Source organism: Carboxydocella thermautotrophica (genome assembly GCA_003054495.1).
Taxonomy (GTDB): Bacteria; Bacillota.
Map to the genome: position 1 here is coordinate 1,537,026 of CP028514.1, position 26,187 is coordinate 1,563,212.

The following is a 26,187-nucleotide window of genomic DNA, read 5'->3' on the forward strand; positions in this document are numbered from 1 at the left end:
CCTCACTCCAGTTCGGCAGCTTGACTCTCACTCTTGATATCGATTTTCCAGCCTGTTAATTTCGCTGCTAAACGCGCATTTTGTCCTTCTTTACCAATAGCCAGAGAAAGCTGGTAATCCGGCACAATTACTCTGGCCATTTTCTCCATATCCCTTATTTCTACTTTAACCACTTTGGCAGGGCTCAGGGCAGCAGCCACAAACACTGCCGGGTCTGGATGCCAGGGGATAATATCAATTTTTTCGCCCTTCAATTCATTTACCACCATCTGCACCCGGGCCCCTTTTTGACCGACACATGCTCCCACCGGATCAACATTTTCATCTCTGGAATGGACGGCAATCTTGGAACGGTATCCTGCTTCCCGGGCCACCGCCTTGATTTCCACAATTCCTTCCCGAATTTCAGGTACCTCCAGCTCAAACAGGCGTTTCATCAGCCCCGGATGGGTACGGGAAACATAGACCTGAGGGCCTTTATTGGTACGCTTGACCTCAACCACATAGGTTTTAATCCTGTCCCCGGAATGGTATTCTTCCGTAGGCATTTGCTCACTTTTGGAGAGCAAGGCTTCGGTTTTGCCCAGATCGATGATAACATTATCCCGTTCGATGCGCTGTACAATCCCGGTAACAATGTCCCCTTCCCGATTGGCAAATTCCTCATAAATCAGACCTCTTTCAGCTTCCCGCAGCTTCTGGATTACCACCTGCTTGGCATTCTGGGCCGCAATCCGACCAAAGTTACGGGGAGTTACTTCCAGTTCCACCACATCGCCCAGGTCATAGCGGGGGTTAATTTTTCTGGCCTCGGTCAGGCTGATTTCCTGGGTTTGGTCAGCCACTTCTTCTACTACAGTTTTTCTGGCAAAGACTTTAAGTTCCAGCGTATCCCGGTTAATATCCACCCTGACATTGTCTCCGGTACCAAAGTTCTTTTTGTAGGCTGAAACCAGAGCTGCTTCCAGTGCTTCGATAATTACTTCCTTGTCCAGTCCCTTTTCCCGCATCAAATCAACCAGTGCTTCCAGTAGTTCACCACTCATTGCCTGTGCCTTCCTCCTTAAAAATCTATTTCTAATTTAATTTTGGCTATTTGATTACGTGGGATGCTGGTTTCCAGCATCTCTTCTCCTATCCCAATAACCACTCTTTCTTTAGAAAAAGCCCGTAGAGTACCTATCCATTCTTTTTTCCCTTCAAAAGGGGCAAACAAACTGATTCTGACTTTCTTACCCAAAGACCGGGCCAAATCCTGGTCGTTTTTCAGGGGCCGGTCCAGTCCTAAAGAAGATACTTCCAGATGATATGGGAAGGGTATCGGATCGTGATTATCCAGAACAGGATCAATTTGCCTGGAAATCATTTCACAATCATCGATATTGATGCCTTCCGGTTTATCAATAAAAATGCGCAAATACCATTCACCATGTTCTTTTTCCAGTTCCACATCAACAACTTCAATTCCCAGGGGTTCCGCAATTTCCTGCGCCCATGTGAGTACCTTCTGGCAAACCTCTTTCTTATTCAATTTTTTTCACCTCTTCAACAAATATTTCCACTGGTTATTATTTCCCAGGCTCTATCCTTTAATAGCCATTCCATCTCTGCAAAAGGAAAGAGTGGGTATGGACCCACTCTTTATCCGCTCCATTCATGGGATACTATAACAATTATACCATAGTACAACTATAATAGCAACCCCATCATTACTTCATCAATATACTCCGAGCCAATTCGATATTGTCTTTTCCTTCTGCCTTCTTCCTGGAAACCGTGTTTTTCAAAGAGATGGATTGAGCGACGGTTGGTGGTAAAAATCTGGGCTGTTAGTTTGCCGAAGCCTTTCTCTTTGGCCCATTCGATTGCATAAGCCAGCATTTGACTGCCAATCCCGGCCTCCCGATAATCCTTAACCAAATGCAGGCCTATTTCCAGCACATGCTGCAGTTTGGGATACTTGCCTCCCCCTGCCTGGGACGCTCCCAAACCGCCGATAACCTTATCTTCATGCAAAGCGACCAGCAAAAGATTGTGCTGAGTATCCAGGTTAGCGATATATTTAGCTTCTTCTTCCACTGTTCGTCCCACATTTTCGGTGAGGATAAAACTGCGCTCCCTGGCAACTGAAGCTATACTGCTGAGAATCCCTTCAGCATCTTCCGGCCGGGCAGGGCGGAGCCAAATTTCCCTCCCTTTTTGGTCAATAAAACGCCACTCTCTCTCCATACTTTAACCTCCCATCTTTAATCTTAAGCCATAGTAAAAAGCTGCAACTGACTGGTAGCCGGCAAACCTCTTAAACAACCATGCCGGTCTAACACCTCGATGACGGTTTTGGTCAGGCGGGCCCTGGTCCGCAAATCCTCAATGGACACAAAGGGGGCTTCTCGCCGCGCCTCCACAATATTCTGGGCTGCAGCTTCACCTACTCCCTGTAAACCAGCAAAAGGCGGCAGTAATCCTTCCGGGGTGATGATGAATTTCTTGGCCTCCGATTCTTCCAGGCTGATCCGGCGCATTTTGATTCCACGCATATACATTTCCAGAGCCAGTTCTAAGATGGTCTGCAGGTTTTTTTCTTTCTGCGTAGCGTCAGAGCCTTTGGCCTCGATCTCTTCAATGGTCTTACGTACAACCTCTGGTCCCTGACAAATGAGCTCCGCATCGAATTCATCGGCACGTACGGTGAAATAGGTAGCGTAAAAGGCTTCAGGATAATAGACTTTAAAGTAGGCTATCCGGAACGCCATCATGACATAGGCTACCGCATGGGCCTTGGGGAACATGTATTTTATTTTCTTACAGGATTCTATATACCACTCCGGCACATTATGCTTGCGCATTTCTTCTTCATCTTCCGGTTTTACCCCTTTACCTTTCCGTACGCCCTCCATAATTTTAAAAGCTCGGCTGGGTTCCAGTCCTTTATAGATCAGATAGATCATAATATCATCCCGGGCCGAAATGGCCTCTCCCAGCTGACAGATGCCATTTTTGATTAAGTCCTGGGCGTTATTTAACCAGACATCGGTTCCGTGAGAAAAACCGGAAATTCGCACAAGTTCTGAAAAAGTTTTGGGTTTGGTATCTTCCAGCATCTGTCTTACAAATTTAGTCCCGAATTCAGGTATACCGTAAGTGCCCACATTACTCCGAATTTGTTCCGGTGTCACCCCCAGTGCCTCCGTACTGGAAAAAAGGGATAATACTTTCGGTTCATCCAGGGGTATGGTTTTGGCATCCACTCCGGTCAAATCCTCCAGCATTTTTATTACCGTCGGGTCATCATGTCCGAGAATATCCAGTTTAACCAGACGGCTGCTGATGGAATGGTAATCAAAATGAGTGGTAATCACCCCGGATTTTTTATCATCGGCCGGATACTGCAAAGGAGTAAAATCGTGAACATCACAATCCCGCGGTACTACCATGACCCCTCCTGGATGCTGGCCTGTTGTCCGCTTTACACCGGTACAGCCCTTGACCAGGCGGAGCAGCTCTGGATTGCGTTTGGGAATCCTGCGTTCCTCAAAATACTTTTTCACAAACCCGAAAGCGGTTTTTTCGGCAATGGTACCGATAGTACCAGCACGGAAGACATTTCCCTGGCCGAACAATTCCTCAGTATATTTATGGGCCCGGGGCTGATACTCACCCGAAAAGTTTAAATCAATATCAGGTACCTTGTCGCCTTTGAAACCCAGGAATACTTCAAAGGGTATATCATGGCCATCTTTTTTGTATTTACAACCGCAGTCAGGACAGTTCTTATCAGGCATGTCCGCACCAGAGCCTACCGACCCGTCCAGGATAAATTCGCTTTTCTTACACTGCGGACAAACATAATGAGGGGGTAAAGGGTTAACCTCCGTAATCCCGGTCATGGTCGCCACAAAGGAAGAACCGACAGAACCCCGGGAACCGACCAGATAGCCATCATCATTGGACTTTCTTACCAGTTTATGAGCAATTAAGTATAAGACCGCAAAACCATTATTGATAATAGAATTCAGTTCTTTATCTATCCTGGCCTGTACTATTTCCGGCAGGGGGTCACCATAAATTCTTTTTGCCGTCTCATACGTCATGTTGATAATTTGCTCCTCCGCACCTTCTAGAACGGGAGGATAAAACTCATCCGGAATGGGTTTAAAGACTTCTACCGATTCCGCTATTTTCTGCGGGTTTTCAATTACCACTTCCCGCGCCTTCTCTTCCCCGAGATAGGCAAATTCCTCTAGCATCTCCTCGGTAGTTTTAAAATAGAGTGGTGCCTGGTCATCAGCATCGGTAAAGCCCTTGCCTGCCATTAATATTCGCCGATAAACTTCATCCTCAGGATTGAGGAAATGCACATCACCAGTAGCTACAACGGGAATCTGCAGCTTTTCCCCCAGCCTGACAATTTCCTGGTTCAGCCGTTGTAACTCTTCTAAATTCTTGACGGCATTTTCTTTCAATAAAAATTGATTGTTGCCAAGGGGCTGAATCTCCAGGTAATCATAAAATGTGGCGATTTCTTCCAATTTTTCCTGACTGGTCCCGTCGAGCAAAGCCCTGTAAAGCTCTCCAGCTTCACAGGCAGAGCCGATGATCAAGCCTTCACGATGTTTTATCAGCTGACTTTTGGGAATGCGGGGATGACGATGATAATAGTGCAGGTGGGACAAGGTAACCAGTTTGTACAGATTTTTGAGACCAGTCTTATTTTTGGCCAGTAAAATAATATGGTAAGATTTCAGACTATCCAGATTGATGTTTTTAATCAAACTGTTAATTTCCTGAATCTCATTTATGCCTTTTTCCCTTACCAGTTCCAGCAGTTTAAGAAAAATCAGGGCAGTAGCCTCAGCATCACAATCGGCACGATGATGCTGTTCCAGGTCTACTTCAAAGTGACGGGCCAGCTGATCTAGTTTATAATTTTTCATTGTCAGTAAGCAGCGAGCTAGCGATAAAGTATCCAGGAGGGGGTTAGTCAATTTTTCGCTGAAATACTGTTCAATTTTCACCCGGATAAAACCAGCATCAAAAGTGGCATTGTGAGCCACCAGAACAGCCCCTCGAATGAAGTTAAGAAAATCCTGCAACCCTTGTTCTGGCTCCAGAGCCTCAGCAAGCATTTCATTAGTAATACCTGTTAATTGGCTAATTTCTTCACTAATTGGCCGGGATGGCTTGAGAAAACAGTGGAATCTGTCTTGAATTTGTCCAGCCCTTATTTTTACGGCACCGATTTCAATAATATCATTGGTTAAGGGACTAAGTCCTGTTGTTTCCAGGTCAAAAATAACATAATCCGATTCGGCAATTGGTCCATTAACTTCACCGATCAGAATCGGCTGACCATCATCGATTAAATAACCTTCCAGGCCATAGATAACTTTAATGCCATACTTCCCCGCAGCTTCAGCCGCTTCCGGGAAAGCCTGTACTACGCCATGATCGGTAATGGCTATTGCCGCATGTCCCCACCGGGCAGCGGTTTTAACCAAATCCGCAGCACTGGCCACTCCATCCATCGCACTCATCTTGGTATGGGCATGGAGCTCAATCCTTTTTTCAGTCGCCTGGTCCTGTCGTTCAGGTATCCCTTCGGCAATGTTAATATCATAGGCCATTACCACCAGTTCCCGGCAAAAAGGGTCATATTGCACTGGTCCCCGTACTTTCAGCCATTTACCTTCTTTTAGCCAGGAATTCTCCTGTTCCTCATCCTTTTTCTCGCTGAAAAACTTGACCAGAATGGAATCGGTAAGATCTGATATGGCAAAAGTTGTCACAGTCCGACCGGATTTTAATTCCTTGCGTTCAATATTGAAGATTTGCCCCTGGATAACCACATTCCGTTCTTCTTCCAGAACGTCCTTAATCAGGACAGGAGTAGCGGTAATAGGCTTGCCTTTTAAAACAGGACTTTCCTTCTCTTCTTTTCTTTGCTCTTTATTTTCCTGCTCCTTATCAGTTTTTTCCTCTTTTGCTATTGCTTCAATCCTTTGAGTCAAAATGGTCTGCACATCCGGCAGGTCTTCCTCTAAGCTCGGCTGGTGACCGATATCCAGAAGCACCTCCAGACTAAACTCAAAATGTTTCAGGCAATATTCCCTGATTAGTTCGGGAATCTTCTTGTCCTTTAATACCTGAACTCCCAGCAGGTTAGGCATTGAAATCAGAATACGTCCGGCCTCAATTTCCACTTCCGACATTTCCAGCCACTTGCGGCAAACTTCTGATTTTTCGCCTACAGCCTCAAGCAGATAAGACTTTAACTGGACTGACTGCTGGCTCAAATCCGAGGCTGGACAATATAACAATAGCTTCAGTTTAGCGGGCAGAATCAGTTTATTCCCCAGCCCCTGTTCCAGTATGTTTAATTCCTCCAGAGGCAGAAGCCCGCCGATTTTCAAGTGAACCAGCCACAACCCCTGTTTCTGGCTGATTTCCACTTTGATTATCTCTGCTTCTGCCAGCAGCGCACAGCTTTCCGGAGAAAGGCGCAATTCCTCTGCCAGTTGCCCGAAATCTATTCTGCGCATAGTAATTACCACCCTGTTAAGGATTTAGCAATTTCCCAGTACATTTTCATTCTGGCCTGCATCCCTTTAACCAGGCCAAACTTTTCTTCTTTCATTCGATGGGTAAGATCAAAAAGTTCTACCTCCAGCACTTTCCAACCTTTCTCCCGGGCCAGACTGTTAATAAAAACTTCTACCCCGTAGCGGGTGCTGGCCAGTTCATCATAGGGGGTAATTAAGTCCCGTAAAAGGGCCCTTTGTCCGGACAAACTGGGGGTAATTTTTTGCGCCAGGTCAGTGGTTAACCTACCCCCGCTAAATATACCTACTGTCATTTCAGCTTGTCCATTTAGAATTGGATTCAAAAGATTGGTGATATGTTCATCTCTAAGACCGATCAGATCAGCATCAAGAAACAGCAGAACGGAATGAAGAGCAGCTCTGGCGCCAACTAGCAGAGCTGCTCCCTTGCCTTGATTGTAAGGTAGTTCGATCACTTTTGCTCCTGCTTGCTCAGCAAGGATGGCGGTTTGGTCCTGACAGCCATCGCAAACAACGATCACTTCATCTACCAGAGCATGATTCCTGGTTGTTTTCACCACTGGCGCGATAGTTTTTGCTTCATTATAAGCCGGGATTATGGCAGAGCATCCCATGGTACAACCTCCACAAGTTAGTATCTGGCTAATTCTTCTTTGACCAGATTAGCAATCACCTGTGCAGCTTCCTCTACATCGAGTACCCGGGTGTTACCTGTTCTCCGTTCCTTGAGCTCTACTTTACCCTCGGCCAGGGTTTTGCCTACAGTAAGGCGATAGGGGTAACCAATCAGGTCTGCATCCTTGAACTTGACGCCGGCCCTTTCAACCCTATCATCAATTACAGTTTCAATCCCCAGCTGAGTTAACTGACTATAGATTTTTTCCGCTGCTTCCCGCTGTTGCTGATCTTTTTCGGATACAGGTATAACCACCACATGATAGGGAGCTATGGCCAACGGCCAGATGATCCCATTTTCGTCATGGTTTTGTTCAATAGCAGCTGCCATTGTCCTGGTAATACCGATACCATAGCAACCCATTACCATTTCTTTTTGTTTGCCATTTTCATCCAGAAAAACAGCATTCAGAGCTTTACTGTATTTTGTCCCTAACTGGAATACTTGTCCAACTTCAATACCTTTTGCTGTCAGCAATTTGCCTTCTTCACAGCGCGGGCAATGTTCTCCTGCCTCAACCATCCTTATATCTGCAACCAGGTCAACTGCATAATCCCGGTCATAATTAACGTTTTTTAAGTGATAGCCGTCTTCATTGGCTCCACAAACCAGGTTGTTCTGCTGGACTACTTCCGGGTCCGCAATGACCTGCCATACCTTGCCTTTTAGACCCACCGGTCCGATTGAACCAGGAGCTACACCGATCTTTTCTACTACTTCTTCATCACTGGCCAGATGCAATTGCAAAGTATCAACCAGGTTTTGCAGCTTGATTTCATTAACCTGTCTGTCTCCTCGCAGCACAGCAGCTACCAGACCTTTTTCAGTATGATAGATCAGGGTTTTAATAGTCTGTTCAGGAGCTATTCCCAGAAAGGCCGCTACCTCATCAATGGTCTTTTGTTCCGGAGTGGCGATTTTCTCTAAAGGCTGGGCTTCCTGTTTTTCCCTGGCAATCAATCTGGACTCAGCCTTTTCCACATTGGCAGCATAGGTACAGGTATCACAGTACACAATGGTAGCTTCACCCGCATCAGCAAGTACCATAAACTCATGGGTACTGCTGCCCCCAATGGCACCTGCATCGGCCTCTACTGGCCTGAATTTGAGGCCCAGCCTGGTAAAAATCCGGGTGTAGGCATCAAACATTTTTTGATAGCTGATTTGCATGCCTACTTCATCTTTATCAAAGGAATAAAGATCCTTCATGATAAACTCGCGCCCTCGCATCAGTCCAAACCGTGGCCGGCGCTCATCCCGGTATTTGTTGGCAATCTGATAGAGCAACAGGGGCAGCTGTTTATAGGAATGCACTTCATTGCGCACCAGGTCAGTAATGATTTCTTCATGGGTTGGTCCAAGGGCGAATTCGCGACCGTGCCTGTCTTTTAAACGGAAGAGCTCGTCACCATAAACATGCCAGCGCCCTGATTCCAGCCAGAGCTCTGCAGGCTGGATGATGGGCATGGTAATTTCCTGGCCCCCGGCCCGATTCATTTCTTCGCGGACGATTTGCATTATCTTATGCAAAACCCGCTGTGCCAGAGGCAAATATGTATAAACACCAGCGGCAGCTTTGCGGATAAATCCCGCTCTGAGCAGCAGCTGATGACTGATAACTTCGGCTTCAGCCGGAGTCTCTCTCAAAGTGGGTGCTAATAACTGGGATGCTCTCAACTAATCCAACCTCCTTATTTCTTCTAACAAAGCTGATAATAACTGTTCTTCCGGCACCTTGCGGATAACCTGTCCCTTTTTGAATAATAATCCGGCTCCTTTGCCCCCGGCAATGCCAATATCAGCTTCCCTGGCTTCGCCGGGACCGTTAACTGCACAACCCATAACAGCTACTTTCAGGGGCCGGTCTATCTGGTAAAGAATCTGATCAACCTCTTCTGCCAGCTTAATTAAATTCACCTGGCAACGACCACAGGTGGGACAGGAAACCAGCTCCGGGCCAGCCTGACGCAGATTCAAACTCTGCAAAATCTGCCAGGCAGTTCTCACCTCATAAACGGGATCAGCGGTCAGGGAGACCCTCATTGTATCACCTATACCTTCAGACAGCAATATTCCCAGACCTACTGATGATTTTATCACACCACGGAACAAGGTGCCAGCCTCTGTAACACCTATATGCAAGGGATAAGGCACTTTTTGTGCCAGCAGTCGGTAAGCAGCCAGCAAAACCGGAACCCGGGAGGTTTTCAGGGAAATTTTTATTTCCTCATAGCCAAATCGCTCCAGTAATGCTACATGCCTGAGAGCGCTTTCAACCAGCGCTTCGGCACAGGGATGGCCGTATTTTTCCAGCAAGTCCTTCTCCAGAGAGCCGGCATTAACCCCGATTCTTATTGGTACTGCTCGCTCCCTGGCAGCTGCCACAACTTCTTTTACCCGATCTTCACTTCCGATATTGCCAGGATTAATGCGCAGGCCTGCAACTCCATGGGCCAGAGCCTTTAAGGCCAGGCGATAATCAAAATGAATATCGGCAATCACCGGCAAGGGAGACCTGCGGCAGATTTCCTTGAGTGCCTGAGCTGCTTCTTCATCAGGTACGGCCACCCGAATAATTTCACATTTTTCCCGGGCCAGTACCTCAATCTGCTGCAGGGTAGTCTCCACATCCCTGGTATCGGTATTGGTCATGGACTGAACAGATACAGGCGCTCCGCCTCCGATTAATATATTCCCTATCTTAATCTGTTTTTTACTGGCCAAAAACAACTCCCCCTATTTCATCAGCTGGGAAATATCATTTACAGTTACCACTACCATTAACACCAGCAACAGAGCAAAACCCACCAGGTGAACGATGTTTTCCCGTTTGGGGTCTACCCGGCGACCGACCAGCCCCTCCCAGCCTACAAACAGCAGTCGGCTGCCATCAAGAGCCGGAATGGGCAACAAATTAAATAATCCCAGCTGCAAACTCAATAAAGCAGCTAGCTGCAGCAAGTTCAGCCAACCTGCCTGAGCAGCCTTGCCTATCTCCATACTAATACGAGCCGGACCAGCCAGCCCTGCCGTCGGGTCGGGCATCTTAAACAAGTTAGCCAGATAGTGTAAAACAGTAGAAGTAATTTTACCTGTATATAGTACCCCATAACCGGCTGCTTCCCAGAGGTTAACTGATTTCATTTTTGGTGGCTGAGGGGAAATACCAATCATACTCTGCCCTGTTGCCGGGTCCTTTTTGGGTCTAAGCTCGATCAGCATCTTCTTCTGATTCCGGAGAATTTCCAGAGAAACTCGCCCTTGTTCCTGCTTTCTGATTTCCTGGACTACTTTTTCCCAATCCGTTACGGTCTTGCCATTGACCGCAATAATTCTATCTCCCGGCTTTAGTCCTGCAGCTTCGGCAGGCATGTTTTTTATCACTTCACCGATAACCGGCTCAATTACTGGTACACCCAGTTTGAAGAAAATTCCTGCTAGAATCAGGATAGTTAAGACAAAATTCATTAACGGTCCTGCCAGGATTACCAGTCCTTTTTGCCAGGGTTTCTTTTCATTAAAGCCTTCCCCCGGCCGGTATCTGAGCGCCCCATCTTCATCGGTATCTTCTTCCTCATCCATCCCGGCAAATTTAACAAATCCTCCCAGTGGGATAGCCCGTACACTATATAGAGTTTGGTTGCGTCCGGTTTTACCAAAAAGCATAGGGCCAAAACCGATAGCAAACTCATAAACTTTCACGCCTACCGCTCTGCCGGCAAAATAGTGTCCGGCCTCATGTACCAGCACCAGTAAACCAAGAACCAGGATAGTAGCGATTACCGAGACAAGAAAACTGGTCATTTTAATCACCGACCTTTCTTAATCAACTCAGCAGCCTTATAGCGCGCCTGCTGGTCGATATGAAGCACAACCTCCAGATCTTCAGCCTTCTGAGGCGAAAACTGGTCCAGGGTGGCTGCAATGACATCTACAATTTCCACAAACTTTATTTCCTCATTTAAAAATGCTGTAACCGCAACTTCATTGGCTGCATTGAAAATCGTTGGCGCCAGTCCCCCTGCCTGACCAGCCAGATAGGCTAATTTCAATCCTGGATACTTGGCATAATCCGGCAGCGAAAAAGTTAAGCTGCCGATACTTGCCAGATCCAGCCGCGGCCAGGCCCCACTCCAGCGCTGCGGCCAGGAGAGGGCGTACTGAATGGGCAGGCGCATATCCGGTAAACCTAATTGAGCCAGCTGGGAGCCATCACAAAACTCCACCAGTGAATGGATAATACTCTGGGGGTGGAGCAGCACCTGGATCTGTTCATAGGGTATACCAAACAGCCAGTGCGCTTCGATCACTTCAAGACCTTTATTGATCATGGTAGCGGAGTCAATGGTTATTTTGGCTCCCATAGACCAGTTAGGATGAGCCAGAGCATCTCTAACTGTTGCTTCCTGGAGGCGCTGGATATCCCACTCGCGAAAAGCCCCTCCGGAAGCGGTTAAAATCAATTTACTAACTTCATTTTTCTTTGACCCTTGAATACATTGAAAAATAGCAGAATGTTCGCTGTCTACCGGGATAATTTTGACGCCATGTTTTTCGGCCAGGGCCATCACCAGTTCTCCTGCTGCTACCAGGGTTTCCTTGTTGGCCAGAGCAATATCAATTCCTTGTTTAATAGCGGCAATAGTAGGCAACAGCCCCCGGGCACCAGTAATAGCCGTCACAAGCAAATCTATCTCAGCTTCAGTAGCTGCTTTTAATAAACCTTCAGTACCCCAGTAGATTTCTGGAACCCAGCTTTCAACCCGCAGTTGCTGAGCTAGCCACTCAGCGTCCTTCGCTTCTGCAACTGCTACTACCTCTGGCTTAAACTCCCTAATCTGAGCCAGCAATAAATCCACGTTACGTCCTGCAGCAAGGCTTGATACTTGCAGATTTTCCCGCTGGGCACGGACTACTTCCAATGTCTGTGTCCCAATGGAACCTGTACTGCCGATTAGTCCTATTTTGCGCATGTCTGAACCCCGTTTCTTTCTATTATATCCGTGTTATCCCAGTTTTAATAACCGCCTGAATAGCGATTAACAGGATAGGACCCAATACTACCCCCAGAGCGCCCCAGAGCTGATAGCCTGTATAAATCGCTATTAAAGTGGCCAGGGGATGCAGGCCCACATTATCAGCGACCACTTTTGCTTCCAGTAGCTGCCTGACCAGGCTCAGCACCCCATACAGGATAACCAATTTCAGAGCAAAAAAGCCCTGGCCGTGAAAGTAACTGAGCAGAGCCCAGGGTAACAATACTGAGCCAGGGCCCAGCACCGGAATAAAATCCATTAACCCTACCACAATTCCCATGGTTAGAGCAAATTGACTGCCCGTCAGGTAAAGACCACCAATGGCCAGGATAGTGGTAATTGTAATAAGTATAAGCTGGGCCTTGAGATAGCCAGTAAAGGCCAGTATAATTTTCGATCCCACTTCTAAAGTCGTTTCTCCCCAGGGAGGATTTAGCAGTTGTAACCAGAAACGGATAATTTTTTCTTTGTCCTTGAGGAGAAAAAAGGCTGCCAAAATGGCGATAATCAATACAACAAAGCCGCCAGTAATACTGGCTGGTAATACTTGTACTGACCTCAATAAAGTCTCTGATGCTGAAATAATCAGCTGCTGGCCTTTAGCCACAATATTATCTATATTGTCCTTGACAGCCTGATGGAGCTGCGGTGGCAACTCCCGGTAAAATGCAACCCCTTTTTCCAGCAATGCGTTAGCTTTTTGCCAGACGTGATCAACAAAAATAATGATCTGTTCCCGGTATTTAGGCAGTTCTCGGGTTAAGCGAAGGGTTTCCAGAATCAATCTGGCTAAAATCAGGGCCCAGATAACTATAAATCCGCCTACTACACCAGATAAGGTTAATAAAACAGCCAGAGACCTTTTTAATTTAAATCTTGCCTCCAGTTTATTAACCAGTGGATCCAGCAGGACTGCCAGAAAAGCCGCCAGGATAAACGGTAATGAGATATAAAGAAACTTTCCGAGCCAGGGCATCAAAAATGGTAAAAAGTAAGCCCCACCAAAATAGAGGGTGAGTAAAATCAGCAAGGCCGTCAGCCATTGATAATAATTGGAAGCCATCCGCCTCATCCATTGCCCCCCCTAAAAAACCAATCCAGCAAAACATAGGCCAGCGGCGCTGTAAACATGATCGAATCAAACCGGTCCAGTACTCCTCCATGGCCCGGAAAAATGTTACTACTATCCTTTACCCCTGCCGCTCTTTTCAAAGTGGATTCTGCCAGATCTCCCAGCTGTCCTCCCAGACTTATGACAATCCCAAAGCCAGCCCAGAAAAGGTAAGAAAAACCGGTCAGTTTAGGCCCCAGCATTGCCAGCACCAGGGCAGCAGTGACCGCTCCACCAATAACCCCCTCGATGCTTTTTTGGGGACTGATCACTGGTGCCAGGGGATGTTTTCCCAGGGCCCGCCCTGTAAAGTAAGCCCCGGAGTCGGCCAGCCAGTTAGCAATAAAAAACAATGCTGTCAACCATAATCCCTGATCTTGCTCTCGGAGGAGTAGAATGTAAGTGAGAGAAACAGTTACATATACAATACCAAAAAAGCCTGCTCCTAGATCTGACCAGCGTAGGCGCGGAAAAGATATAACCGCAATCAGCAATGTCCAGAGCAACAGAAAGGTTATTCCATAATCAAGACGATGATTAATCATGCTGAAAAAGACCAGTATTACCCCCGGTCCAGCCAGCAGCCAGCTGACCTTTATCCCCAGATGCTGAAGGATATTTTTCAGCTCCCACTGGCCCAGCAGCGCTAGGATCAGAATACCTCCTCCCAGCCAGCTTCCCCCCTGCCAAATAAGCCAGAGAGCCAGAGGTATTCCGATAATGGCAGTTATAACCCTGTATACCAGCACAAAATCACCTCTATAGTTATAGCAAGCCGCCAAAACGGCGCTCCCGCTTTTGATAATCCACTATAGCCTGTAAAAAATGCTCTTCCCGGAAATCAGGCCAGAGCACATCTGTGAGCCAGAATTCCGTGTAAGCTAACTGCCAGAGCAAATAATTGCTGATGCGCAATTCTCCAGCAGGGCGAATCAATAAATCAGGATCTGGGATATCTCTGGTGTAAAGAAACTTTTCTATCACCTCTTCATCAATAGAACCGGGGTCAATTTTCCCTGCTTTCACTTCTGCCGCAATCTGATTTACCGCTTGCACTATTTCAGCTCTACCGCCATAGTTTAGACACAAGCCTAAAACCAGTTTGTTATTTTTGGCAGTTAAATTGATAGACCTGGTCAGTGCCTGCTGGGCAGCAAGGGGTAACCCGGCCAGATCGCCATAAGCCCGAATCTGAACTCCTTGCTGATTTAACTCTGCCACCTCTTTTTCCAGATATTCCACCAGTAAATTCATCAGTGTATCCACTTCTTCTTTAGGCCGCTTCCAGTTTTCCGTGGAAAAAGCATATACTGTGAGATATTTTATACCAATGTTTGTACAAACTTTCACCGCTGTACGCAAGCTTTCCACACCGGCACGATGACCAACACTTCTTGGCAATCCCCTTTTTTGTGCCCAGCGGCCGTTGCCATCCATAATAATGGCAACATGTTGGGGTAATCGAGACAGATCTATTTCATTAATTTGGTGATTGTCCGCTTGTTTTTCCGGCAAAACCGCAGAACCCAACATGCGCGATATCCATTTGGCCACGGGCAATCCTCCCTCCGATAATTTACCATAAATATATTATAACATGAAAAAACCCCCTCGGCGAGGGGGCTTTTTCCCGCAATTTAGCCCTGGCTGATTGCGCCAGTGGGGCAAGCTTCTGCACAGCTACCACAATCTACACATGCATCAGCATCAATGGAGTAGATATCCCCTTCCTTGATGGCGCCATTCGGGCAGGTATCCATGCAGGTACCGCAAGCTACACACTCATCGGAGATTTTGTAGGCCATTCCTCACACCCCCTTTCCCTATGTGGAAAATTAAAGTTCCATAATTTCTTCTTCTTTATGTTCAGCTAATTTATCGATTTCTTTAATATATTTGTCAGTCAGCTTCTGAACCTCATCCTGACCGCGTCTAACTTCATCTTCAGAAATGCCTCCAGCTTTCTCCTGAGCTTTCAGCTCATCATTTGCCTCTCTTCTCACATTCCGCACAGCAACCCGGGCCTCTTCCGCCTTTTTCTTAACCACTTTTACCAGCTCAGTCCGCCGCTCCTGGGTCAATTGCGGAATAGCAATACGAATTACGGTACCGTCATTGTTGGGGGTCAGCCCCAAATCGGATTTCATTATCGCTTTCTCAATTTCATTCAAAACACTCCGGTCCCAGGGTTGAACTACCAGCAACCTGGGTTCAGGAGCGGAAATATTAGCCAGCTGGTTAACAGGAGTTGGCACACCATAATAGTCCACTGTTACCTTCTCCAGCAAAGCGGGAGTTGCGCGTCCAGCCCGCAGAGAAGCCAGTTCTTTTTTTAGTACAGCCACTGCTTTTTGCATTTTCTCTTCATGCTCACGAATGATTTCTTTAATCATTTCGTCTCTTCACCTCCAACTAATGTACCGATCTTTTCTCCCAGTACTACTTTCTGGATATTGCCCTCTTCATTAAGGTTGAAGACAATAATGGGAATACTGTTATCCATACACAGGGAAGTGGCGGTTGAATCCATTACCCCCAGCCCCAGTTGTAAGACATCCAGATATGTAAGTTCTTTAAACAGTCGGGCAGCGGGGTTTTTCTTGGGATCAGAATCATAGACCCCATTTACTTGCTTGGCCATCAGGATAACTTCCGCTTCTATTTCGGCAGCCCGCAAAGCTGCGGTGGTATCAGTAGAAAAATAGGGGTTACCAGTGCCGGCTGCAAAGATCACCACCCGTCCTTTTTCCAGATGGCGAATCGCTCTCCTTCTTATATAAGGCTCAGCTACCTGCCGCATCTCAATGGCCGTTTGTACCCTGGTATCCACGCCCAGGTTTTCCAGGGCATCCTGCAGGGCCAGAGAATTCATCACAGTAGCCAGCATACCCATATAATCAGCAGTAGCCCTGTCCATGCCTTTAGCACTACCGGCCACTCCGCGCCAGATATTACCTCCACCCACAACGATAGCAACCTGGACTCCCAGTTTTACAATTTCACTAATCTGGCGGGCAATGTTCTGAACAGTATGCTGGTCAATGCCAAAACCCTGTCCACCAGCCAGCGCCTCACCGCTTAGTTTAAGAACAACCCGTTTATATTTTGGAACTGTCATGGGCCAACCTCCTGTATTTGTATAATCAATTCTACAACGGTGGCCGATTTCCTTTTGTTTTCAGAAATATTTTTACAAAAAAGAGAACACAAAAATGTGTTCTCTTTTATTACCAACTACCGCTGCAGCTCCTTCATAACTTCGGCAGCAAAATCATCCTGCCGTTTCTCCAGACCTTCACCCATTTCGTAACGAACAAACCGTCTGACATTAATATTTTCACCGATTTTGGCAATTTTTTCCTTGATAAGTTGTTCTATGGTGATGTCCGGATTTTTAACAAAAGGCTGCTCCAGCAAGCATACTTCTTTGTAGAACTTTTCAATTCTTCCTTCCACCATTTTTTCGACGATATTTTCGGGTTTGCCTTCATTAAGAGCTTGAGCCCGCAGAATCTGCTTTTCTTTTTCAATTACATCAGCAGGCACTTCTTCCCGCCGGACATACTGAGGCTTGGAAGCAGCAATTTGCATAGCAATATCCTTGCCCAACTGCTGGAATTCCTCGGTTTTGGCCACGAAGTCAGTCTCACAGTTAATTTCCACCAGGACACCTACACGGCCGCCAGCATGTATGTACGATGTAACGATCCCTTCAGCTGCAATCCGGCCAGCTTTTTTGGCTGCTGCAGCCAGCCCCTTTTCCCGCAGATATTCAACAGCCTTTTCCATATCACCATTGGTTTCCTGCAATGCCTTTTTGCAGTCCATCATCCCGGCACCGGTTCTTTCTCTTAGTTCTTTAACTGCCTGTGCAGATATCATCACGATAACCTCCTTAAATTTTTGTAATAAAAAGGGTGGGCCCGAGTTTCCCGGCCACCCACCCGACTTTACTACTCGGTCATTTGCTGTCCTTGCAAACCTTCCAGAATAGCATCTGCCATTTTGCTGGTTAACAGCTTTACCGCCCTGATGGCATCATCATTACCGGGAATAACGTAGTCTACCTCATCTGGATCACAGTTAGTATCCACAATAGCGACCACCGGTATACCCAGTCGCCGCGCTTCAGCAACAGCAATTTTTTCTTTCCGCGGGTCGACCACGAACAAGGCACCGGGCAGTTCCTTCATATCCTTAATGCCGCCCAAGAATTTTTCCAGTCTGGCTTTTTCTTTTAACAGTTCGGCCACCTCTTTCTTGGGCAGTACGGCAAAGGTACCATCCTGCTCCATTCTCTCCAGCTCATGCAGCCGTTCAATTCTTTTCCGAATGGTGGTGAAGTTGGTCAGCATACCACCCAACCAACGCTGATTTACATAGAACTGACCACAGCGGACAGCTTCCTCTTTCACAGCTTCCTGCGCTTGTTTCTTGGTTCCTACAAACAGCACAGTCTTGCCTTCTTCAGCTACACTGCGCAGGAAATTGTAGGCTTCCTCTACTTTCTTAACAGTTTTTTGCAAATCGATAATGTAAATTCCGTTCCGGTCAGTGAAGATATATTCCCGCATTTTGGGGTTCCACCGCCGGGTTTGGTGTCCGAAGTGAACACCGGCTTCCAGTAATTGTTTCATGGAAACGACTGACATATTTACACCTCCATTAGTTTTACCTCCGCCCCCATCTTCTTCGCTGCCCACCTGTCTCCAGGCACTCGGCAGCGAATCCGGAGACGTGTGTATTTTACACACCATTTGCTATTTTAACATAACTTGATTTAATTGGCAAGGGTTCAGTGGGTCAGGGTTTTAAGAATGTCAGCAACCGATGTGTTTTGTTTTATCTGATAAGTTCCCGCTTTAAACTTCCGGGCCAGTCCCGCCTTATCCACTTCCATCAGAAAAGCTTTTTTATCCTGGATTAATCCTTCTGCCAGCAGAATATCCGCTATTTTTTCTGAAGTAACCCCTTTGGGCAAAACCACTAGAACCATGCGTTCTGCTGATTGTTGCTGGGCAGGCTGGACCGGCAAACGTTGCTGGGCTTGTTTTTCCCATTCTTTCCTGGCGTTGGCCAGTTCCTGGGCTACCTTTTCCGCCGCCTCCTGTCGAGTAATCATACCCAGGGAGCGGGCCCGGCTAATTAGTTCTGCTTCTGATAACTGCAGGTTGCTTTTTGCAAAAAACAGGGCTAAACCGCCCAGTACCAGGCCTATGCCCAAACCGCGCCAAAAGGCTTGCCTACCCATTATCGCCCTGCCTCCTTGCCAAATAAATCTATAATCAGCTGGGCTTCCCCTTTGCCTATTCCCAGACGGGCCGCAATTTCATCTATCGATAGCCCTGATTGCCATAAGGCTATGATTTCATCTTTATTTTTAAACCGGGAATCCATTTTCTTCTGCGGCTCCTTATCTTTTTCCCGGTTTTCTTTAACTTTGTCCTTAGTTTTAGGCTTTTTCATAACCTGTGGGTCTCCATCCGATACCACTGTTTTTTCCAGCCTGTTAACCAGTTTTTCTGCCGCTTCTTCCACTTCTGTCAATAACAAGGCTACATCTGCTTTTGCCTGTTCAACCCTGGTCAATATCGTTAATAGTTCGTCCTGACGTTTCAGATTTTCCCTTTTTTCCAGCCAGAAACTCCAGCCCAGAGCCAGTATACCTGCTAACAACATCCACCATTCTAATGTCACCGCAAATCGTCTCCTATACCAGAATATCCAGATGTTCCTTTTTCCCTTCTTCCCGTTCTTCCTGCTTTTCTTTGTCTTTTTCCGTTTTTTTTCGTACACGACTGCCCAGCGTTTTGCTGCTGGCTTGAATCTTTTGTTTCACATTTCGGGTCTGTTTATCCAGTTGAGCGCTGAATTCCTGATTAGCCTGCTGGCGAGCAGCCAGCTCAGTTTGCTGGATTTTGCTTACTTCCTGAACTTTAATGAAAGTATTTTGCATATCAACAGGCTTAATACCCATCGCTCTCCCCCTAACGCAAAGGCCGCATTTCGATTTCACCTTCCTGATTCAGCTGAAAAGACACGTATTGCACGGGTTCATCGATAATCAGGGTCTGGTCACCAATGACGATCCGGGTTCCGGGATGGACAATTTTTTCTATCATTATTTTGCCTTCAATTGAGGTTTGCAATAAAGTTAATAGCTCCTGCTCCTCGACTATCAAATTTTTTAATTCAGCTTCCAGATTAATTACTGATCGTTTTACCTTAATTAACAATGCCTTCTTTTCATCAGGAAGCTCACCGGCCTTTTCCTTCATTCGCTGCAGAAGGTCAATGATTTGCTTTGCTTTGGTCAAACTTTGTTGAACTGCTGTCAGCCCGGATACAGTCGCTAAATATCTAAGTTTCAGTTTCGGGCTTACTCCAGCTTCCAGCAAAGTATGAGTCCCCATCGGTGCTCCCACAGTTTTGGCCCGGATGTCCCGTCCAGCCCGGACTTCCCCGCCGGCAATCAGAGCTTTGCTGCCTTCCACTATGACCGAACCTTCCGCAATTACCTGGCTGTGCATAATCCCTTTCCCGATTTGCACATTCCCGCCACATTCAATGAATGCGTTTTCAACATAGGCTGCAAACAGGTTACCCTGACAGGATATCTGAGCGCCTTTTTTGCCAATAATGCCATTACGTACCCGCAAATGTCCCCCGGCCTGGATACTGCCTCCTAAGACAGCACCACCTACTTCCACATCAGCGGTAGCTTTGACCTGAAATCCGCCAAGCACATCACCGGTGATACGGATGGTGCCATCAAAATCAATGTTTCCGGTGGAAAAATCCACATTACCCCGCACCTCATATATATCAGATACGGTTACTTTGCCATTAATCAAGGCCACATGTCCGTTTTTTTCTGCAACAATTATATTTTCCTCCTGCAAAAGGCGCGTTCCTTTTCCTGCTTTCAAGACCACATCTTTTGCCTTTTTAGCAGGAATCACCCGACCAAATATGTCCATTCCATCCTGGCCAGGTACAGGAGGAACCCGCTCGGCCAGCACATCCCCGGCTTTAACCTGTTGAATCAGTTCCAGGTTATAATAGTCGACCGACCCGTCCTGACGGGCTTTGGGAGTTAGAGGGAGCCCATTAATTTCAAAATGATATTTAATACAAGCATCTATTCCAGCTACAGGTTCCCGGCCCCGGGCTAGTAGAATTTTTTCGCCATTCCGTTTTACAATAGCGGTTTTAATATTTTCCTCAATCAAACCATATTTAATCTTCCGTTCATTGATAGCTTTCCAGACCAATTGTTCCAGTTTCTGGTCACTTTCTTCTGCTGCTGCAAGCAGCTGTAAAAAGGCTGTCATGTTATCCGCACTGGTTTCGAGACTTAAAACGATTTTCTTTTCTTTCTGCTGATCCATGACAGCCCCTCCCCCGGTTATTCCGCAAAAATCTTTTGCTTCTGTCGACTGAGCCGGCCCCGTAACCGGAAAATTGCTTTGGTATGCAGCTGTGAAACCCGGGATTCACTAACTCCAATTACTTGTCCTATCTCCTTTAAGGTCAAACCATTATAATAATACAGGGCTACAACTAGTTTCTCCTTTTCTGGCAGTTTGGCAATAGCGTCGGCAAGAATTTGCTTGACTGCTTGAAGCTGAAACTGTTCCTCAAGGGTTGGTTGACTTTTGTCGGCGATCAATTCATGGAATCCGGCAGTATTTTCTTCTTCCCCAGGAATCAATTCATCAAGGGAAAAAATAACCCCCTGGGAGCTCTGTACCAGCAGCTGCTGATATTGCTCCTCTGACAAACCTAAAGCCTGGCAAATTTCTTCATCCGTAGCCGACCTACCCAAACGCTGTTCTAACTCCCAAATTCCCTGTTCTAATTTCTTTACTCTGGCTCTTACTGAAGCTGGCATCCAATCCAGCTGGCGCAAGCCATCGATTATCGCCCCTTTGATGCGGGCTACCGCATAAGTTTCAAATTTGATGCCTCGCTCAGGCTCAAACCGTTCGATGGCTTCCAGTAAACCAAAGGTACCAAAACTTAATAATTCATCATAAGTGATACTGGATGGCAAGCCTGAAATAAGCCTGCCCGCCACATATTTAACGAGATGAGCATAACGTTTAATGAGGGCCTCCTTCAACTCTGGTCCTTTTTTTTCTTTATATTCTGCCCAGAGCTGTTCATCCTTTTGCCCGCTCAATTTAATGGCCAACATGGGCTCACCTCTTTAGATATGATAGTTTTTAGCTGCCATAGTACGAATATGCACAAGCCCTGTTTCCAGGTCAAATTCAATGGTTCGCCCGATATTTCCTCCAGTGTCCTCCGCCAGCAAAGGAATATCCCAGGCAGCAAGGGCTGTTTTTACCGCTTCCACATTTCTCTGTCCCACTTTCATGATTTCATGTTCACCACCAAAGGAAAACATCTGGGCCCCGCCTGCAATCTTAGCTTTTAACCGACGGCGGCAAGCCCCATGGTTTTCCAGCAACTGGATTAGTGCCGGTACGGCTGTATCAGCAAATTTCGCGGGATTTCCCACTACCCTGGCTTTAGTGCTATCTGGCAGCATAATATGGGCCATGCCGCCTTTTTTGCTGAGAAAATCCCAGAGACATATGCCTACACAGGAACCCAGACCAGAAGTCAATAACCGGGCAGGAGCCTGTCCTATCTTTAAATCAGCCATCCCAACTTTTATAATCTCCATCTCAACTTACACTCCCAGCGCCGTAACTATAACTCTAAGGGAATCAGGCTCAGGCAAGAGGAAAAAGTGCCCGATCATTTCCTTGTGATTTAGCTTGAATATGGTCTCTATTATCAGTACCTCATTGGAAACATGCCCTAGTTCCGCAGCAACACTAGAAAGGATATTGCAGCCATAATCCAGGGCCACCCCCGGTATCGAAGGATAAAATCTGATACCAGTAAAGCCAGTAATGGCCGCTAGAAAACCTCCTGTTACGATATTTCCGACTTCAGCCAGGGCCGATAACTCAAACTGATTAAAATTCCCCGTCTCAGTTACAGAGCGCTGTAACAGCATTTCCACCAGTTGCTGGGCCATGGATTGCGGCAAGAGCCATAAAACTTCTCCTGGAGCTTGCCCCTTAACCTTCTGGTAAATACCATAAACAGTTTCCTGGCAAATAGGCGATGCTTCCAGAATCTCCTGATAAGAAACAATATTTATCTCCGGCACTGACATCTCTACTCTCTGACCCAGCATGGTGGCCAGAGCAGTGGCACCATTACCAGCACCAATATTGCAAACTTCCCTGATTACATCCAGCTGCGCTTCACTCAATTTTTTGAATTCCCCCACCCCAATTCCTCCTTAAATTGCCGTTTCAATACCATCACTACCCGATCTGGCAATTTAACAAAAGCGTCAATATATTTTTCGTAGATATCAGTTTGAATCTGATCTTCTCCTACCTTGGTTACACTGCTAATTTCATCAGCCAGTACCCCAAACATACCCTCCTGTTCAGTCAAAATTATAATTCGGTTTTCTTCAGTGCTTAACGGTTCCGGCAAGCCAAACAACCGGTGCAAAGAAAGGACTGGTACTACTGTTCCCCGCAGGTTTATCACCCCGAGAATATAGGAGGGTGTCCGCGGCACCCTGGTAATTTTAACGAGCGGAAAAATTTCCTTCACTCTGTTGATATAAAGACCATACCATTTGTTTTGTAAACGAAATACAACAATTTGAACCTCCACTGCCTTTACCTCCCCGTCAATAGGGATGGGACATCCAGGATCAAGGCAACTTCACCATTGGCTAAAATGGTAGCACCTGCAATGCCTGAAATCCCTGTCAAAAGTGGGCCCAGGGACTTGATGACGATTTCCTGCTGTCCCAGCAGTTCGTCCACGATCAACCCTATCCTCTGTCTCCCTGTTCTGACAATAACCACAGGCAATTCTGTTTCCGGCTCTGGTATCTCCCAGGGGTGTTCCAGCAATTCTTTTAAAATGTACACAGGAACCAGTACTTCCCTTAGTTTTATATAATAAGCCCCCTGTAGTTCCAGAATATCCCTTTGTAAAATTGCCGCTGTTTCTTCGATATAGCCGATCGGTACTGCATAGGTCTCCTGACCGATCTTGATAAGTAAGCTCTGCAAAATCGCTAAAGTTAAAGGCAAAATAATGTGCACAGTGGTGCCCTGATGCAAACGAGAATTCAGCATAATCCGCCCATTGAGGGATTCAATTTTTTTCTTCACTGCATCCATTCCCACACCACGGCCAGAAATATCGGTCACTTTTTCTGCTGTACTCAATCCCGGTCGGAAAATCAGAGCCAGTTTTTCCTCTTCACTCATTTGTTCCGCTTCAACGCTATTGATAAGACCGTTCTGCAAAGCCTTTTGTACTACTTTCTCAGTATCAATCCCTTTGCCATCATCCTTAATTTCAATGACCACATGATTCCCTTCATGAAAAGCCGAAAGACTGATGGTTCCGGCAGCTGGTTTTCCTTTTGCCAGCCGCTCAGCAGGGGATTCAATACCGTGGTCAATGGCATTTCGCAGTAGATGCACCAGTGGCTCCCCAATTTCATCTATCACCGTGCGATCCAGCTCTGTATCAGCTCCATAAACCTGAAAATCGATCTCTTTTCCCAGTTCTCTGGCCAGATCCCTAACCATGCGAGGAAAACGATTGAACACCGTCTCAACTGGTACCATGCGAACTTTCATTACCAGGTTTTGTAATTCGGAGAAAATAAAATCCATTTGTTCGATAGTCTCGTTAAGTTCTTTCAGTCCATTTTTCCTGGCGATGGCGAATAAGCGGGTTTTATTTATTACCAGTTCTCCCACCAGGTTCATCAATATATCCAGTTTCTGAATATCCACCCTGAGGGTTTGAGCTTTCAACTGTCCTGACGGTTTCTTATCAGATTCTACCGCTGGTTTTATCGTTTCCTGCCCTGATGATACTGCCGGTTTTTCTGTTTTTGTTTCCTGTACCGGTCTGGCCTGAAGCTGAAAGGCTTCGATGTGATAGCTTTCCAGTTCAGAGACAGATTGCATAGCTGTTTCTACTGCACTGGCTGATTCGGAGCTTATTAACAGAAATTCCACTATCCGGTCAAAATTGTCTTCTTCAATTTCCGATGTGTCAGGTACGGTTTTAATAATTTCCCCCAGCTGCTCCAAATTGCGATAAACCATCAATACCCGGGGCACTTTCATTAAACAATCTTCCCGTAGAATTACTTTGATTTTCCAGACATTTAACCCCTGGCTACTGGCATCCTGTACCACTCTTACTTCATACTCATTGAGTACCATAGCAGGTGCGGGGGAAGTTGTCGGTTTAGACTCTTCATTTTTTTTGGTAGTAACTGATTCAGCGGCCTCAGGTTGATGATTCCTAAGCTGATTGATAATATCCTGCGGCGATGTTTGAATACTGCCCTGGCTGGCGACTTCCTCCAGCATAATTTCCAGCGTATCAGCTACTTTCAGCAAAAGGTCAATCCCATTGGAACTGATACATTGCTGGGTTCCCCGGTAGGGTTGCAAGAAACTTTCCATTTCATGGGTAAGTTCGGCCATCTGGGTAAAACCCATCGTTGCCGACATTCCTTTCAAAGTATGGGCACTGCGAAAGAGCTCATTGATGGTTTCCAGGTTACACGGATCTTTTTCCAGCTCCAGCAAACACTCACTGATTTTTTGCAAATGCTCCCGTGCTTCCTCAAAAAATATGGTTAGATACTGGGACAGATCCACAATTCTCCCCTCCCCTGGGCTATAGCCATTTCATTATCTCCAGGGCAATTTTATTCAAAGGCACAACTACATCAACGCCACCTTTTTGGATTGCTACTTTTGGCATACCAAAAACCACACATGAACTTTCATCCTGGGCGATAGTTTTACCCCCGGACTTTTTGATTTCCACCATTCCATCAGAGCCATCCCCACCCATACCGGTCATAATCACCCCGATTTTGGGCAGATTTAAGCGGGCTACTGATTTCATCATTACATCTACTGATGGTCGATGTCCGGAAACCGGTGGTGACTGGTTTAGACTGATAAAGTAACTGCCCTGATTTTGACGAACTTCCATATGATAGTCTCCAGGTGCGATATAAACGATCCCGTTTTTGATTTCCTCTCCATCTTCCGCTTCCTTGACTACTAAATGAGAAATGCTGTCCAGTCTCTCTGCCAGCGATTTGGTAAATCCTCTGGGCATATGCTGTACAATCAGGATAGCCGCCGGTAAATTGCGTGGAAACTGGGTCACCACTTCCTGTAAGGCCCTGGGCCCTCCTGTGGATGTACCGATTGCAACCAGCTTGGAAACACGCTGAAAAGCAGTGAGCTTTGCCCCTGTCTGAGGAAGGAGCGAGAGGCTGCTGCTCGTTTTTTTCAATTTGGCCAGAGCAGCATTGCTTACTTTAATGATTAGTTCCTCCTGGACTTTATCCAAATCAAAACTAATTTGTCCTGAAGGTTTGGCTACAAAATCCACCGCTCCCAGTTCCAGAGCTTTAATGGTAGCTTCTGCCCCTTCTGTCGTCAGAGAACTGAGCATAACCACTGGGAGTGGGAATTGTTCCATAATTATTTTTAAAGCTTCCAGGCCGTTCATGACCGGCATTTCCACGTCCAGAGTCATCACCTGGGGTTTTAGTTCCTGGACCTTTTCTATGGCTTCCTGACCATTTTTGGCATATCCGACTACTTTGATTTTACCGCTGCTTTCTAAGATCCTGGTGATGTACTGGCGCATAAATGCTGAATCATCAACAACTAAAACTTTTAATGGTTCCATAGCCAAACC

The 26,187-nt window shown here is 46.5% G+C and carries 27 protein-coding genes; all 27 read right to left on the reverse strand.

Annotation, left to right across the window (positions count from 1 at the left end; genetic code table 11):
* Positions 1 to 2: 2 nt before the first annotated feature.
* A complete protein-coding gene (gene nusA, locus CTH_RS07795; RefSeq protein WP_107753463.1) occupies positions 3 to 1,046 on the reverse strand; it encodes a transcription termination factor NusA in 1,044 nt (347 codons plus the stop codon).
* Positions 1,047 to 1,063: 17 nt separating this feature from the next.
* The gene (locus CTH_RS07800; RefSeq protein WP_078665248.1) at positions 1,064 to 1,531 is read right to left on the reverse strand and encodes a ribosome maturation factor RimP; all 468 of its coding nucleotides are present in this window, start codon (positions 1,529 to 1,531) and stop codon (positions 1,064 to 1,066) included.
* 158 nt (positions 1,532 to 1,689) lie between these two features.
* A complete protein-coding gene (locus CTH_RS07805) occupies positions 1,690 to 2,229 on the reverse strand; it encodes a GNAT family N-acetyltransferase (protein ID WP_078665249.1) in 540 nt (179 codons plus the stop codon).
* Positions 2,230 to 2,252: 23 nt separating this feature from the next.
* A complete protein-coding gene (locus CTH_RS07810) occupies positions 2,253 to 6,539 on the reverse strand; it encodes a PolC-type DNA polymerase III (RefSeq protein WP_107753465.1) in 4,287 nt (1,428 codons plus the stop codon).
* 5 nt (positions 6,540 to 6,544) lie between these two features.
* A complete protein-coding gene (locus CTH_RS07815; protein WP_078665251.1) occupies positions 6,545 to 7,174 on the reverse strand; it encodes a glycosyltransferase family 2 protein in 630 nt (209 codons plus the stop codon).
* A gap of 17 nt (positions 7,175 to 7,191) precedes the next feature.
* Complete coding sequence (locus CTH_RS07820) at positions 7,192 to 8,913, reverse strand: proline--tRNA ligase (RefSeq protein ID WP_078665252.1); 1,722 nt, start codon at positions 8,911 to 8,913, stop codon at positions 7,192 to 7,194.
* The gene (gene ispG, locus CTH_RS07825; RefSeq protein ID WP_107753467.1) at positions 8,914 to 9,966 is read right to left on the reverse strand and encodes a flavodoxin-dependent (E)-4-hydroxy-3-methylbut-2-enyl-diphosphate synthase; all 1,053 of its coding nucleotides are present in this window, start codon (positions 9,964 to 9,966) and stop codon (positions 8,914 to 8,916) included.
* 6 nt (positions 9,967 to 9,972) lie between these two features.
* Positions 9,973 to 11,040 carry an RIP metalloprotease RseP gene (rseP, locus tag CTH_RS07830; protein WP_078665254.1) on the reverse strand — a complete coding sequence of 356 codons (1,068 nt, stop codon included), beginning with the start codon at positions 11,038 to 11,040 and terminating at the stop codon, positions 9,973 to 9,975.
* A 5-nt stretch (positions 11,041 to 11,045) separates the two neighbouring features.
* A complete protein-coding gene (locus CTH_RS07835; protein WP_078665255.1) occupies positions 11,046 to 12,209 on the reverse strand; it encodes a 1-deoxy-D-xylulose-5-phosphate reductoisomerase in 1,164 nt (387 codons plus the stop codon).
* A gap of 22 nt (positions 12,210 to 12,231) precedes the next feature.
* Complete coding sequence (gene ytvI / locus CTH_RS07840; RefSeq protein WP_107753469.1) at positions 12,232 to 13,344, reverse strand: sporulation integral membrane protein YtvI; 1,113 nt, start codon at positions 13,342 to 13,344, stop codon at positions 12,232 to 12,234.
* Positions 13,341 to 14,132, reverse strand: a complete 792-nt coding sequence (locus CTH_RS07845; protein WP_159073839.1) for a phosphatidate cytidylyltransferase — start codon at positions 14,130 to 14,132, stop codon at positions 13,341 to 13,343. The genes ytvI and CTH_RS07845 overlap by 4 nt, the downstream gene beginning before the upstream one ends.
* A 16-nt stretch (positions 14,133 to 14,148) precedes the next feature.
* A complete protein-coding gene (locus tag CTH_RS07850; protein ID WP_078665303.1) occupies positions 14,149 to 14,916 on the reverse strand; it encodes an isoprenyl transferase in 768 nt (255 codons plus the stop codon).
* Positions 14,917 to 15,020: 104 nt separating this feature from the next.
* Positions 15,021 to 15,188, reverse strand: a complete 168-nt coding sequence (locus CTH_RS07855; protein ID WP_078665258.1) for a DUF362 domain-containing protein — start codon at positions 15,186 to 15,188, stop codon at positions 15,021 to 15,023.
* Positions 15,189 to 15,218: 30 nt separating this feature from the next.
* Positions 15,219 to 15,776, reverse strand: coding sequence for a ribosome recycling factor (gene frr, locus CTH_RS07860; protein ID WP_078665259.1), 558 nt, complete (start codon positions 15,774 to 15,776; stop codon positions 15,219 to 15,221).
* Positions 15,773 to 16,501: a UMP kinase gene (pyrH, locus tag CTH_RS07865; protein ID WP_078665260.1), complete on the reverse strand. Its 729-nt coding sequence runs from the start codon at positions 16,499 to 16,501 to the stop codon at positions 15,773 to 15,775. Before pyrH ends, frr begins: the two co-directional genes overlap by 4 nt.
* Positions 16,502 to 16,617: 116 nt before the next feature.
* Positions 16,618 to 17,265 (reverse strand): translation elongation factor Ts, encoded by a 648-nt coding sequence (gene tsf, locus CTH_RS07870; RefSeq protein ID WP_432612288.1) that lies wholly within the window; start codon positions 17,263 to 17,265, stop codon positions 16,618 to 16,620.
* 71 nt (positions 17,266 to 17,336) lie between these two features.
* Entirely contained in the window at positions 17,337 to 18,035 is a 699-nt protein-coding gene (gene rpsB / locus CTH_RS07875) for a 30S ribosomal protein S2 (protein ID WP_078665262.1), read from the reverse strand.
* Between the two features lie 143 nt (positions 18,036 to 18,178).
* A complete protein-coding gene (locus tag CTH_RS07880) occupies positions 18,179 to 18,634 on the reverse strand; it encodes an endolytic transglycosylase MltG (RefSeq protein ID WP_107753475.1) in 456 nt (151 codons plus the stop codon).
* Positions 18,634 to 19,080, reverse strand: a complete 447-nt coding sequence (locus CTH_RS07885) for a DUF6115 domain-containing protein (RefSeq protein ID WP_143311824.1) — start codon at positions 19,078 to 19,080, stop codon at positions 18,634 to 18,636. Before CTH_RS07885 ends, CTH_RS07880 begins: the two co-directional genes overlap by 1 nt.
* Before the next feature lie 13 nt (positions 19,081 to 19,093).
* Entirely contained in the window at positions 19,094 to 19,360 is a 267-nt protein-coding gene (locus CTH_RS07890) for a hypothetical protein (RefSeq protein WP_107753477.1), read from the reverse strand.
* 10 nt (positions 19,361 to 19,370) lie between these two features.
* Positions 19,371 to 20,774: a DUF342 domain-containing protein gene (locus CTH_RS07895; RefSeq protein ID WP_107753478.1), complete on the reverse strand. Its 1,404-nt coding sequence runs from the start codon at positions 20,772 to 20,774 to the stop codon at positions 19,371 to 19,373.
* 17 nt (positions 20,775 to 20,791) lie between these two features.
* Positions 20,792 to 21,583, reverse strand: coding sequence for a FliA/WhiG family RNA polymerase sigma factor (locus CTH_RS07900; RefSeq protein WP_107753480.1), 792 nt, complete (start codon positions 21,581 to 21,583; stop codon positions 20,792 to 20,794).
* Positions 21,584 to 21,595: 12 nt separating this feature from the next.
* Positions 21,596 to 22,078: a chemotaxis protein CheD gene (locus tag CTH_RS07905; protein ID WP_079933047.1), complete on the reverse strand. Its 483-nt coding sequence runs from the start codon at positions 22,076 to 22,078 to the stop codon at positions 21,596 to 21,598.
* A gap of 6 nt (positions 22,079 to 22,084) precedes the next feature.
* On the reverse strand, positions 22,085 to 22,696 hold the full coding sequence (locus tag CTH_RS07910) for a chemotaxis protein CheC (RefSeq protein WP_107753482.1): 612 nt from the start codon (positions 22,694 to 22,696) through the stop codon (positions 22,085 to 22,087).
* On the reverse strand, positions 22,675 to 23,097 hold the full coding sequence (locus CTH_RS07915; protein WP_159073840.1) for a chemotaxis protein CheW: 423 nt from the start codon (positions 23,095 to 23,097) through the stop codon (positions 22,675 to 22,677). Before CTH_RS07915 ends, CTH_RS07910 begins: the two co-directional genes overlap by 22 nt.
* A 5-nt stretch (positions 23,098 to 23,102) precedes the next feature.
* Complete coding sequence (locus CTH_RS07920; RefSeq protein WP_078665271.1) at positions 23,103 to 25,124, reverse strand: chemotaxis protein CheA; 2,022 nt, start codon at positions 25,122 to 25,124, stop codon at positions 23,103 to 23,105.
* A gap of 19 nt (positions 25,125 to 25,143) precedes the next feature.
* The gene (locus CTH_RS07925) at positions 25,144 to 26,178 is read right to left on the reverse strand and encodes a protein-glutamate methylesterase/protein-glutamine glutaminase (RefSeq protein WP_078665272.1); all 1,035 of its coding nucleotides are present in this window, start codon (positions 26,176 to 26,178) and stop codon (positions 25,144 to 25,146) included.
* Positions 26,179 to 26,187 lie beyond the last annotated feature (9 nt).